Origin of the sequence: Rhodopseudomonas sp. (assembly GCF_013377015.1) — a bacterium.
GTDB lineage: Bacteria > Pseudomonadota > Alphaproteobacteria > Rhizobiales > Xanthobacteraceae > JARJEH01.
The window spans coordinates 133,222-145,543 of sequence record NZ_JACABA010000001.1 but is presented as its reverse complement, the minus strand read 5'-3'; the positions used below and the strand labels follow the sequence as shown (position 1 = coordinate 145,543).

The 12,322-nt window shown below is 64.6% G+C and carries 12 protein-coding genes and 1 pseudogene; 7 read left to right on the top strand and 6 right to left on the bottom strand.

Annotated features, from left to right (window positions below):
- A pseudogene (locus HXX15_RS00655) lies at positions 1-400 on the bottom strand (P1 family peptidase); the annotation flags it as partial.
- Positions 401-591: 191 nt separating this feature from the next.
- On the opposite strand from HXX15_RS00655, the gene HXX15_RS00650 reads away from it, so the two are divergent.
- Positions 592-1,326, top strand: a complete 735-nt coding sequence (locus HXX15_RS00650) for a cytochrome c biogenesis protein CcdA (protein WP_296511590.1) — start codon at positions 592-594, stop codon at positions 1,324-1,326.
- Positions 1,327-1,607: 281 nt separating this feature from the next.
- Here the strand turns inward: HXX15_RS00650 and HXX15_RS00645 are convergent, their stop codons facing one another.
- The 5 genes from HXX15_RS00645 to HXX15_RS00625 all read right to left on the bottom strand — a co-directional run bounded on the left by HXX15_RS00645 (position 1,608) and on the right by HXX15_RS00625 (position 6,873).
- Entirely contained in the window at positions 1,608-2,726 is a 1,119-nt protein-coding gene (locus tag HXX15_RS00645) for a branched-chain amino acid ABC transporter substrate-binding protein (protein ID WP_296511588.1), read from the bottom strand.
- A 324-nt stretch (positions 2,727-3,050) separates the two neighbouring features.
- The gene (locus HXX15_RS00640) at positions 3,051-3,788 is read right to left on the bottom strand and encodes an ABC transporter ATP-binding protein (RefSeq protein ID WP_296511586.1); all 738 of its coding nucleotides are present in this window, start codon (positions 3,786-3,788) and stop codon (positions 3,051-3,053) included.
- Positions 3,785-4,621, bottom strand: a complete 837-nt coding sequence (locus HXX15_RS00635) for an ABC transporter ATP-binding protein (protein ID WP_296511584.1) — start codon at positions 4,619-4,621, stop codon at positions 3,785-3,787. The genes HXX15_RS00640 and HXX15_RS00635 overlap by 4 nt, the downstream gene beginning before the upstream one ends.
- Positions 4,621-5,952 (bottom strand): high-affinity branched-chain amino acid ABC transporter permease LivM, encoded by a 1,332-nt coding sequence (gene livM / locus HXX15_RS00630; protein WP_296511581.1) that lies wholly within the window; start codon positions 5,950-5,952, stop codon positions 4,621-4,623. Before livM ends, HXX15_RS00635 begins: the two co-directional genes overlap by 1 nt.
- A gap of 6 nt (positions 5,953-5,958) precedes the next feature.
- On the bottom strand, positions 5,959-6,873 hold the full coding sequence (locus tag HXX15_RS00625; protein ID WP_296511579.1) for a branched-chain amino acid ABC transporter permease LivH: 915 nt from the start codon (positions 6,871-6,873) through the stop codon (positions 5,959-5,961).
- A gap of 437 nt (positions 6,874-7,310) precedes the next feature.
- On the opposite strand from HXX15_RS00625, the gene HXX15_RS00620 reads away from it, so the two are divergent.
- The 6 genes from HXX15_RS00620 (at position 7,311) to HXX15_RS00595 (ending at position 12,304) form a co-directional block, all read left to right on the top strand.
- Positions 7,311-7,850, top strand: coding sequence for a hypothetical protein (locus tag HXX15_RS00620; protein ID WP_296511578.1), 540 nt, complete (start codon positions 7,311-7,313; stop codon positions 7,848-7,850).
- Positions 7,851-8,023: 173 nt separating this feature from the next.
- The gene (locus tag HXX15_RS00615; RefSeq protein ID WP_296511576.1) at positions 8,024-8,497 is read left to right on the top strand and encodes a carbon monoxide dehydrogenase subunit G; all 474 of its coding nucleotides are present in this window, start codon (positions 8,024-8,026) and stop codon (positions 8,495-8,497) included.
- Between the two features lie 141 nt (positions 8,498-8,638).
- Positions 8,639-9,124, top strand: coding sequence for a (2Fe-2S)-binding protein (locus tag HXX15_RS00610; RefSeq protein ID WP_296511574.1), 486 nt, complete (start codon positions 8,639-8,641; stop codon positions 9,122-9,124).
- Between the two features lie 47 nt (positions 9,125-9,171).
- Positions 9,172-9,978 carry a xanthine dehydrogenase family protein subunit M gene (locus HXX15_RS00605; RefSeq protein ID WP_296511572.1) on the top strand — a complete coding sequence of 269 codons (807 nt, stop codon included), beginning with the start codon at positions 9,172-9,174 and terminating at the stop codon, positions 9,976-9,978.
- A 19-nt stretch (positions 9,979-9,997) separates the two neighbouring features.
- Positions 9,998-10,903, top strand: a complete 906-nt coding sequence (locus HXX15_RS00600) for a MoxR family ATPase (protein WP_296511570.1) — start codon at positions 9,998-10,000, stop codon at positions 10,901-10,903.
- A 198-nt stretch (positions 10,904-11,101) separates the two neighbouring features.
- Positions 11,102-12,304, top strand: a complete 1,203-nt coding sequence (locus tag HXX15_RS00595) for a VWA domain-containing protein (protein ID WP_296511568.1) — start codon at positions 11,102-11,104, stop codon at positions 12,302-12,304.
- The last annotated feature ends 18 nt before the right edge of the window (positions 12,305-12,322 follow it).

The following is a 12,322-nucleotide window of genomic DNA, read 5'->3' as shown; positions in this document are numbered from 1 at the left end:
TCGCCGTGGTGGCGCCGAACCCGGCGCCGACGCTGCCGAGCGCGAAGTCTTCGCCGGCGGCGATCGCGGCGGCGTAGCCGAGGTCGCGATAGGGCGAGAACCGGCCCCATTGCTTGTCGCCGCCGTTCATCATGTCGAACACCACGGCGCCGGGCACGATTGGAATCGTCACGCCGCCGATCGCAAAACCGCGGCCTTGTTTGGCAAGATAGGCCTGCGCGCCGCCGCCGGCATCGAGCCCGAACGCCGAGCCGCCGGACAGCGTCAACGCATCGATCCGCTCCACGGTGTTGACCGGATCGAGCAGGGCGCCGTCGCGAATTCCGGGGCCGCCGCCGCGGACGTCGATCGAGGCCACCGCGGGCTGGTCGAACAGGATCGCGGTGACGCCGGATGCCAATGCGGCGTCGTCGGCGTGGCCGACCCTGACGCCTACGATGTCGGTGAGAAGGTTTTTCATCATTCGGTCCTGTTGCGCCGCAGCTGATCGCAGGGCACGACGGCGGTCAAGTTGTCACGCGCCATCACAACGTGCGGAGCGGCCATGCGCCGGGCCTTGCATCCGGGCGCTGGCGCGGTGCAATTAGCGCCATGATTCACGATGTCTCGATCCCCGCTGCGCTGATCGCCGGCCTGGTCAGTTTCCTGTCGCCCTGCGTGCTGCCGCTGGTGCCGCCATACCTGATCTATCTGACCGGCGCGACCATCGAGCATGTCGCCGCCGACGAGCCCGATGCCGTCTCCAAACGCGCGGTGATGATCTCGGCCTTGATGTTCGTGCTCGGCTTCTCGACGGTATTCGTGGCGCTGGGCGCCAGCGCCAGCTTGGTCGGTAGCCTGATCCGGGCCTGGTCGGCGCAGCTCTCGATCGTCGCCGGCATCGTCATCATTTTGATGGGCCTGCATTTCCTGGGATTGACCCGGATCCGCATCCTGATGCGCGAAGGCCGGCTGCCGATTCCAAAGCCGGTCGGCCTGTGGGGCGCCTATGCGATGGGGCTGGCGTTCGCGTTCGGCTGGACGCCGTGCATCGGTCCGATCCTTGCGGCGATCCTGTCGGTCGCCGCCGCCGAGGCGACAGTGGCCAAGGGCGCCGGCCTGCTCGCGGTATATTCCGCCGGGCTCGGCATTCCGTTCCTGCTGGCGGCCTTCATGATCGAGCAGTTTTCCAGCGTGTTCGCGCGGATGAAGCGGCATCTTGCCACTGTTGAACACGTGATGGGCGCCCTGATGGTGCTGACCGGAGTAGGATTTCTCACCGGCGCGGTGAGCAATGTCAGCATCTGGCTGCTGGAGACGTTTCCCGCGCTGGCGAATTTCGGGTAGCGGCGTCCCAGTTTGGGTGCACCCGGTGCTCCCCGCTCAACGTTTTTTGCCGCGGGCGCTCGACCGCTCTCAGCTGTCATCCTCCGCGAAAGCGGAGGACCCAGTATTCCCGAGCGCATGCGAGCTATCATCCGCGTTACGGAATACTGGGTCGCCCGCTTTCGCGGGCGATGACAGCAGCTGCGTATTGCCCGGCGCGTGCCTCGCTCCCAAGCCTCGGCAAAAAAAGACGCCCCGGCGAGCCGGGGCGTTTGAAACTCATGATACTTCAGCCAGCGGCCTCACATCGCCTTGGCGTCGATCTGGGCGTAGTTGCCCTTTGCGTCCCACTTGTAAACGACGTAGTCGATCACCTTGATATCGCCCTTGGCGTCGAACGACAATTTGCCGAGCACGGTGTCCCAGGTGCCGCCCTTGATCGCGGCGATCACCTTCTTCGGATCGGTCGACTTCTCCTTGGCGACCGCCTGCGACCAGACCTGGAACGCGGCGTAGGTGTAGAGCGTGTAGCCTTCCGGATCGATGTTCTTGGCCTTGAACTTCTCGACGATCGCCTTGGCGGTCGGCTTCAGGCGCGGATCTGGACCGAAGGTGAACAGCGCGCCTTCGGCGAGCGGGCCGGTGATCGAGGCGAACTCCTTATCGTTCATGGCGTCGCCCGCCATCAGCACGGTCTTGAGGCCCTGGTCGCGCATCTGGCGCAGGATCAGGCCGGCTTCCTGATGATATCCGCCGACATAGACCAGATCGATGTTGTCGCGCTTCAGCCGCGACACGATCGAGTTGAAGTCCTTGTCTCCCTTGTTGTAGGACTCGAACATCTTCTCGGTGAAGCCGGCCTTGTTCAGCGCCTTCTTGGTTTCGTCGGCGAGACCCTTGCCGTAGGTGGTCTTGTCGTTGAGGATGGCGACGTTCTTACCCTTGAAATGCTTGACGATGTAGTCAGCGGCGACCAGACCCTGCTGATCGTCGCGGCCGCACACCCGCAGCACGTTCCAGAGCTTGCGCTCGGTGAACAGCGGGTTGGTCGAAGCCGGGGTGATCTGCAGCACGTTGCCGTCGGCATAGGCTTCCGACGCCGGGATCGACGACGACGAACAGAAATGGCCGGCGACGAACGGGACCTTGTCGCTGGCGATCTTTTCGGCGACCGAACGCGCCTGCTTCGGATCGCAGGCGTCGTCTCCAGTCTGCAGCGCCAGCTTCTTGCCGAGCACGCCGCCGGCGGCGTTGAGATCGGCCACCGCCTGTTCGGCGCCGTTCTGCATCTGCCGGCCGAATGCGGATTCGCTGCCGGTCATCGGGCCAGCGACTGCGACCTTGATGTCTTGGGCCAGCGCCGTCGTCGACAGCGCCAGCGAGGCTCCGAAGGCCAATCCGAGGAGCTTGAGTGGTGTCATGAAACTTTCCTTGCGATGATCTTGCCAGACGTCAGCGCGCGCCCGGAAGGTCCGAACGCGAAGCTCGCCGCCATTGTCGGCTGATTTTCAGGCCAAGTCATCGGCAATTTTCGTGCAGCTTGTCATCCGATTGCCGCATCTTGCCGCAGCCGGTCGCGCGGTATCGGCGACGACGCGCGTCGCAGTCGGCGTCATTCCGGGGCGGACGGCCGCAGGCCGGGCGAACCCGGAATTTCGCGGCGAATGAGGCGTTGCGGCGTGGCGCGAGATTCCGGGTTCGCTTGCCGCTGTCGCGGCGCGCGCCCCGGAATGACTGATATCGAATCAGCCGCCGCGGCCACCTTCGAGGTAGGCGGAGCGGATTTCGGGGCGCTGCAGCAATTCGCTACCGCTGCCACTCAGCGTGATCAAGCCGTTGACCATGACATAGCCGCGATGGGCCAGTCGCAGCGCGTGGTTGGCATTCTGCTCGACGATCAGCACGGTGAGGCCGTCCTGCTTGTTGAGGGTGCGGATCGCCTCGAAGATCTGCCGCGCGATCAGTGGCGCCAGCCCGAGCGACGGCTCGTCGAGCAGCAACAGGCGCGGCCGGCTCATCAGCGCGCGGCCGATTGCCAGCATCTGCTGCTCGCCGCCGCTCAATGTACCGCCGCGCTGCGTGAGGCGTTCCTGCAGCCGCGGAAACAGCTTGAACACCCGCTCGAGACTGGTTGAGCGCTCGGCTTCGGTGCTGTCGGTGGCGTCGGCGCCCATCTGCAGGTTTTCCGCCACGCTCATCCGCGGGAAGATTCGGCGGCCCTCCGGGGCCTGCGCGATCCGCAAACGGGCGATCTGATGCGTCGGCACCTCGGTAATGTCGGTGCCGTCGAATTCGATTGAGCCTGCGCGGGCGCGGGGCTTGCCGAAGATCGTCATCATCAGCGTCGACTTGCCGGCGCCGTTGGCGCCGATCAGCGCCACAATCTCGCCGGGCTTGATGTCGAGATCGACGCCCTTCAGCGCCTCGATCTTGCCGTAGGACGCGCGCAGGCCCTTGATGGCGAGCAGGGGGGCGGCGCTCACAGTCCCAACTCCTGCTCGACGGCGTCGACCTCGTCGTCCTCGACGCCGAGATAGGCGGCGATCACTTTCGGGTCGTCACGGATCGCTTGCGGCGCCGCGTCGGCGATCTTGACGCCGTAGTCCAGCACCACGATGTGGTCTGAGATTTCCATCACCACGCTCATGTCGTGTTCGATCAGCAGGATCGAGGTGCCGCGATCGGCGCGGATCGACAGTAGCAATTCGCTTAAGCTTGCGCTTTCGCGGGCGTTGAGGCCGGCGGCGGGCTCGTCGAGGCAGAGCAGGGCCGGCTCGGTGCACATCGCGCGTGCGATCTCGAGCCGGCGCTGGTCGCCATAGGGCAAATTGCCGGCGGCGTCGTCGGCGCGCTCCAGCAGGCCGATCTGCTTCAGCCAGAACCGCGACAGCTCAATCGCGCTGTTCTCCGCCTTGCGCCAGGACGGCGCGCCGATCAGGCCGAGAAAGGTCAGGCCCGAGGCGCGCATCAGCGCGTTGTGCTGCGCCACCATCAGGTTTTCCAGCGCGGTCATGCCGGGAAACAGCCGGATGTTCTGGAAGGTGCGCGCCACCTTGGCGATCTTGGAAATCCGGAAATCGTTCAGCCGCTGTAGCTGGAAGCTCTTGCCGTCGTCATGGGTGAGACGGATCGTGCCGGATGTCGGTTTGTAGAACCCGGTGATGCAGTTGAACACCGTGGTCTTGCCGGCGCCGTTGGGGCCGATCAGCGCGGTGATCTTGCCGCGCTGGGCGGCGAATGACAGCTCGTTGACGGCGACGATGCCGCCGAACCGCATCGACAGGTTGTCCACGGCAAGGATGTGATTGTCGGCCATCACCGGCCTTCTTTCACAAGGTCGGACGAGATCGTCTGACTATGTTCGAGGAACACGGTCGGCGCGCGGTGGCCGATCAGTCCGCGCGGTCGCCAGATCATCAGCAGCACCATCGCGACGCCGAATACCAGCATGCGGTATTGGTCGAGACCGCGGAACAGCTCGAAGCCGCCGATCATAGCCAGCGCCGCCAGCGCCACGCCGAGCTGCGAGCCCATGCCGCCGAGCACGACGATGGCGAGCACCAGCGCGGATTCCTGGAAGGTGAAGGATTCCGGCGAGATGAAGCCCTGCCTGGTGGCGAAGAACGCGCCGGCGAACCCGCCGAACATCGCGCCGGTGGCGAACGCCGTGAGCTTGGTCGTGGTGGTGTTGATGCCGAGCGCGCGGCAAGCGACTTCGTCCTCGCGCAGTGCTTCCCAGGCGCGGCCGATCGGCAGCCGGCGCAAGCGGATCGTGACCCAGTTGGTCAACAGCGCCAGCGCCAGGATCAGATAGAACAGGAACACGATGCGATGGGTCGGCGAATATTCGATGCCGAGCAGCGCCGCTAGGCCGTCATCGGTATTGGACAGCGGAATCCCGAACAATGAGGGGCGTGGAATCCCGCTGATGCCATTCGGTCCGCCGGTCAGGCTTTGCCAGTTGATGATGACGAGGCGAATGATCTCGCCGAACGCCAGCGTGACGATGGCGAGGTAGTCGCCGCGCAGCCGCAGCACCGGAAAGCCGAGCAGCACGCCCCAGAACGCCGCCAGAATCCCGGCCAGCGGCAGGCAGACCCAAAACGAGAGGTCAAAGTTAGTCGCCAGCAGCGCGTAGGAATAGGCGCCGACGGCGTAGAACGCGACGTAGCCGAGATCGAGCAGGCCGGCGAGGCCGACCACCACGTTGAGGCCCCAGCCCAGCATCACATAGGTCAGCACGAGAATGCCGAGATCGAGGATGTAGCGCTGGTCGTAGAAGATCACCGGCACCAGGAAGGTGAAGATCAGCAGGATCGGTGCGATCGCGCGCCGCGCCAGCGCCAGTGAGCTTGTTACTCGCGGCGGGATCACCCGGACGGTCTCGATCGGGCCCCACCATTGCCGCAGCAATTCGATCGCGATGCTGCCGAAGAACACGGTGGCGACCATGGCGCCGAGATCGCCGAACCGGGTCCAGTAGATCAGCTGGCCTTCGGGACCGGCCTCGGTACGGACGCCGATCATCAGCGAAAACAAAACCAGCGCCACCAGGGCGCTGATCAGGGCTTTTTTGAAAATGAATGCGGCGCCGAGGCCGCGTTTGGCGGCGACAGCGGCGGTAGCGGCCGGGGCAGGCGTTGTCATGCGCGGTCAGACTTTTTCGACTTCCGGCCGGCCCAGCAGGCCGGTCGGCAGGAAGATCAGCACGATGATCAGGATCGAGAACGCCGCGACGTCTTTGTACTCGACCGAGAAATAGGCCGACCACATGGTCTCGATCAGGCCGATCAACAGTCCGCCCAGCATCGCGCCGGGCAGCGAGCCGATTCCGCCGAGCACCGCCGCAGTGAAAGCCTTGATCCCGGCGACGAAGCCCATGAAGAAGTCGACCAGGCCATAATACAACAGATACATCATGCCGGCGACCGCGGCGAGCGCCGCGCCGATCACGAAGGTCATCGAGATGGTGCGGTCGACGTCGACGCCGAGCAATGCCGCCATGGTCTGGTCCTGTTCGCAGGCGCGCATGTCGCGGCCGAGCCGGGTCTTGGCCACCAGCCAGGTGAAGATCGCCAGCAGCACGATGGTGGTGACGACGACCACGATCTGCACATTCGACAGCCGCACCACGAAGCCGTCGGCCTCATACAGAGTATAGCCGCCGGTGATAATCGGCGGCACCGGCTTGACCCGGGCGCCCTGGGCGATCTGCGAATAGTTCATCAGCACGAACGACATCCCGATCGCCGACAGCATCGGGGCAAGCCGGAACGAATGCCGCAGCGGCCGGTAGGCGATCCGCTCCACGGTCCAGCCATACAGCGCGGTGATCGCCATCGACACCAACAGCACGATCAGCAGGATCACCGGCACGAAGGTGAGGCCGAACGAGACCAGGATCAAAAAGCTGATCAGCGCGATGAAGCCACCGATCATGAAGATGTCGCCATGGGCGAAATTGATCATGCCGACGATGCCGTAGACCATCGTGTAGCCGATCGCGATCAACCCATAGATCGAGCCGAGCACCAGGCCATTGATGAGTTGCTGAGCGAAATAGTCCATGCGCTGCCGTGTTGGAGGTTCGGGGAGTTCGTGATTCCGGCGGAAAAGCGGTCCCCACTTTTGCGGAATACGCGCGACACGTCGAGGGCCCCGGCAGCCGGAATGTCGCGTCGCTCGTTGTTTTCTAACAGTGCGCACCTAGAGCGGCAACAGCGCACCGCTGCGACTTTCTTCCCTTGCGGACGGTTCGTCCGGTCCCGGCACGATTGCCGCCGCCCGATCGTTGCCGCGCCGAATTCGGCGTTGCCAGGTCGCGCCGCAACGCAGGCCCCTCTGTTTCAAAGCAATTATCGTGCCTGCCCGGGGGAGGTCCCGGGCGAATCCGCCATTAGTGTTAACAAAGCGTTTAGATTGCCCGTCGCAGTTGAGCGGGTTTAGCTCGCCCGGTCCGCCAGCGCTCCTGAAGGAGTTGCCGTGGACGTGTGCGGGACATGGCAATGACGACGAACTGGCGGATCAGTACATTCAACGGCGCGCTGCTGGCGTCGTATTTCATCCCGACCTGGCTGATCGTCGCCTTCAAGATCATGATCTCGCCGATGCAGGGGATGTACGACCGGCCGAATATCGCGGTCGCGCTGTTCATCAGCGATTATCTGCATCTGTCGGCGCCCGGCACGATCCGGATGGCGTGGCTGTTGGCGGTGGGAAAGCTCACCGTGGTCGCGTTCTTCGCAGTGTTCGTGGTGCTGACCACAAGGGCCTCGATCCGCAAGGCCGGCGGCTGCGACGAGGCGCTGGCATTCGCGCTGACCATCGGCAGCGTGATCAGCTTCGCCAGTATGCTGATGGCCTCCAAGGTCGGCGAGGTGGCCGCGCTGCGGCTGCACGCCACCGAATTGATGCTGATGCTCGGCACCGCGATTCTGCTACTGGTCGAGCCGCCGTTTCAATCCGAATCGGCTGCCGAAACCCGAGCGACAGAGAACCGGCTGACGGAGCCGTCGGACTATCCCTCCGCCCGGCAAAATTCCTGATCGACGCCTGACGTCCTTCGCCAGCGCGCCCCATATCCTGCGCTGGCTGGCGCTGGAGCGGTCATGTTACGACGCCGGCGCATTGCAGCAATACTTTTGCTTTTGCGGCAGGCATGCTTAACTGACGGTAGAAGGCCGCCGGTCAAGGTGGCAGCGGATCGGGGAGGAACTCCATGGCCATGACAATGAGCGGCGAAGTCCAGTTGACTGCGCCGCGTGAGGCGGTGTGGACCGCGCTCAACGATCCCGCTGTGCTCAAGGCCTGCATCCCGGGCTGCGAGGAGCTGGAAAAGACCGAAGACGCTGAGGGATTCCGCGCGGTCGCCAAATTGAAGGTCGGGCCGGTCTCGGCGCGCTTCAAGGGTCGGGTGACGCTCAGCGATCTCGACCCGCCGAACGGCTACAAGATCACCGGCGAAGGCGAGGGCGGCGTTGCCGGTTTCGCCAAGGGCGGCGCCACCGTCGGGCTGACCGACAACGACGGCGGCACGCTGCTGCATTACGATGTCGAGGCGCATATCGGCGGCAAGCTGGCGCAGCTCGGGCAGCGGTTGATCAACGGCTCGGCGAAGAAGCTCGCCGACGAATTTTTTGCGAATTTTTCCAAGGCGGTGCAAGCCGACGCCGACGCGATCAAGAGTTCTTGATCGCGCAAGGATCAGGCCGATCCCGGTCAGGGCTCTCGCGCGCGAGGTTGCTCATTGCCGGGATGACCCATAATATGCCGTTGGAATGATTTTAATGACGTTCTGCCGTGCAATGCGGCAGCGCGAATGAAGAGAGGGCCGATGGCCAAGATTTCCCTGATCGTGAATGGCAATCCCGTGACCGCGAATGTCGACCCGCGCACGCTGCTGGTGCAGTTCCTGCGCGAGAATCTCCGGCTCACCGGCACCCACGTCGGCTGCGACACCTCGCAATGCGGCGCCTGCGTCGTCCATCTCGACGGCAAGGCGGTGAAATCCTGCACCACGCTGGCGGTGATGGCCGACGGCCACGAGGTCCGGACCATCGAGGGCCTCGCCGCCGACGGCGCGCCGCTGCACCCGATGCAGGAAGCGTTTCGCGAGAATCACGGGTTGCAATGCGGATTCTGCACCCCCGGCATGATCATGACCGCGGTCGATCTGGTGCATCGCAAGGGCCACGATCTCGGCGATCACACCATTCGCGAGGAGCTCGAGGGCAATCTGTGCCGCTGCACCGGCTATCAGAACATCGTGCTGTCGATCGCCGCCGGCGCCAAGGCGATGGCGAATTCCGATCTCGCCTGACTACGCCAGGCGAGTGCGAATCCCCGGGGAATGCCCAAGGAAGCTTCATGTACGAATTCAAATATCATCGTCCGGCGACCGTGCGGCAGGCGGCTAATCTGCTGCTCAAGAATGAAGACGCCAAGCTGATCGCGGGCGGTCACACCTTGCTGCCGGTGATGAAGCAGCGGCTGGCGAGCCCGCCGCATCTGGTCGACCTGTCCCATATCGACGGGCTCGGCGGCATCGAGATCAAGGGCCGCTCGCTGGTGATCGGCGCCACCGCCAAACACGCCGAGGTCGCGACCTCCGCGATCGTCGGCGAGGCGCTGCCGGCGCTGGCCGAACTGGCGTCGCTGATCGGCGACCCCGCGGTGCGCCACAAGGGCACCATCGGCGGATCGCTCGCCAACAACGATCCGACCGCGGATTATCCCGCCGCGGTGATGGCGCTCGGCGCCACCATCGTCACCAACAAGCGCCGGCTGAAGCCGGAAGAGTTCTTCCAGGGCCTGTTCACCACCGCGCTGGAGCCCGACGAGATTATCACCAAGGTGATGTTTCCGATTGCCAAGAAGGCTGCCTACATCAAGTTCCGCAACCAGGCCTCGCGCTATGCGCTGGTCGGGGTGTTCGTCGCCAAGCGGCCGTCGGACGTCCGCTTCGCGGTCACCGGCGCCGGCGCCGACGGCGTGTTCCGGGTCACCGCGTTCGAGGAGGCGCTGAGCAAGCGCTTCAATTCGAAGGCGCTCGACGGCATTCACGTTCACGCTGAGGGCCTCAACAGCGACCTGCACGGCAGCGCCGAATATCGCGCGCATCTGATCGGCGTGCTGGCGAAGCGCGCCGTCGATGCCGCCAACGGCAAGGCATGACCTTGCGATCGGTTTGCTCATGACAACATCGGCGCCCCCCAACTCCGTCGATGCCACGCTCGCGCTGCTGACCAGCCACGGCTATCTCGCCGAACGGTCGCTGGCCACCGTGGTGTTCCTGGCGCTGCGGATGGGCCGGCCGCTGTTTCTCGAAGGCGAGGCCGGCGTCGGCAAGACCGAGATCGCCAAGGTGCTGGCGAGCGCGCTCGGCCGCAAGCTGATCCGGCTGCAATGCTATGAAGGCCTCGACGTCGCCTCCGCCGTATATGAGTGGAACAGCGCGGCGCAGATGATCGCGATCCGGCTCGCCGAAGCGGCCGGCGATACCGACCGCGAGCAGCTCTCCAGCGACATCTTCGCCGAACGCTATCTGATCAAGCGGCCGCTGCTGCAGGCGCTGGAGCCTGACGTCGCCGGCCCGCCGGTGCTGCTGATCGACGAACTCGACCGCGCCGACGAGGCGTTCGAAGCCTATCTGCTGGAAATCCTCTCCGACTTCCAGGTGACGATCCCGGAATTCGGCACCATCAAGGCGCCGGCGCCGCCGATCGTGATCGTGACCTCGAACCGCACCCGCGAAATCCACGACGCGTTGAAGCGGCGCTGCCTGTATCACTGGGTCGACTATCCCAACGCCGAGCGCGAATTGGCGATCGTCAAATCCCGCGTACCGGGGATTTCCGCCAAACTGTCGCAGCAGGTCGTCGCCTTCGTACAGGCGTTGCGCCAGCAGGATTTCTACAAATCGCCCGGCGTCGCCGAGACGCTCGACTGGGCCACCGCGCTGACCGAACTCGACGCCCGCGCGCTGACCGCGCAGGTGGTCGGCGACACCCTCGGCGCGCTGCTGAAATACCAGGACGACATCGCCAAGATGCAGGGCCCGGCATTGGAAAAGGTGCTGAAGGAAGCGACGAGCGAGTAGTTGTTTCGCTATGTCGGATGTCATTGAGCACTGAAGTCAAATTTGTCATTCCGGGGCGCGAGCCCTTGCGAGCGAACCCGGAATCTCGCCACAGGGCCGCACCGCAAGATTCCGGGTTCGCTCGCAGCTATGCTGCTCGCGCCCCGGAATGACGAAGCAAGATTTGGACTGGCGTGCTTTCAGATCGAGTTTCCGCCCATGACCGACATCGACCACCTCAATCCGCCGACCGGGCAGATGGCCGACAATGTGATCGGCTTTGCGCGTGCGCTGCGCGCCGCCGGGCTGCCGGTCGGGCCGGGAGCAGTGATCGATGCGCTGAATGCGATCCAGCTGATCGAGATCGGCAACCGCGCCGATCTATTCACCACACTGCAGGCGATCTTCGTCAAGCGGCACGAGCACGCGCTGATCTTCGCGCAGGCGTTCGACCTGTTCTTCCGCGCCGCGGAGGACTGGAAGCATCTCTTGGATTCGATTCCGCTGCCGGATCACGCCAAGAAGAAGCCGAAGCCGGCGTCGCGCCGGGTGCAAGAAGCGCTGTCGCAGTCCGCGGTGCGCGAGGCGCCGGCGGCGCAGGAACAGGAATTGCGGCTGTCGGTCTCCGACAAGGAGATCCTGCAGAAGAAGGACTTCGCGCAGATGAGCGCCGCCGAGATCGCGCAGGTCACCCGCGCCATCGCCAATATGCGGCTGCCGCAGGCCGAATTGCGCACCCGGCGGTTTCAGGTCGATCCGCGCGGGCTGAAAGTCGATCTGCGCCGGACGCTGCGCGCATCGTTGCGCACCGGCGGCGACATCGTCGAGATCCGCCGGCTCGGCCTGATCGACAAGCCGGCGCCGATCGTGGCGCTGCTCGATATCTCCGGCTCGATGAGCGAATATACGCGGCTGTTCCTGCATTTCCTCCACGCGATCACCGACGCGCGGAAACGCGTCTCGGTGTTCCTGTTCGGCACCCGGCTGACCAATGTCACCCGGGCGCTGCGGGCGCGCGATCCGGACGAGGCGCTGGCGAGCTGCACCTCGGCGGTTGAGGACTGGGCTGGCGGCACCAGGATTTCGGCGTCACTGCACTCCTTCAACAAGCTTTGGGGTCGCCGCGTGCTCGGACAGGGCGCGATCGTGCTGCTGATTTCAGACGGGCTGGAGCGCGAGGCCGACAACAAGCTGTCGTTCGAGATGGACCGGCTGCATCGCTCCTGCCGCCGGCTGATCTGGCTCAACCCGCTGCTGCGGTTCGGCGGCTTCGAGGCCCGGGCGCAAGGCATCAAAATGATGTTGCCGCACGTTGACGAATTCCGCCCGGTACATAATTTGACCTCGATGGAAGGGCTGATCGAGGCGCTGTCGTCGGCGCCGCCGCCGCATCATTTCAGTGCGATCCGCCCCGCCGCCTGAACCACCCAACGAAAGCGA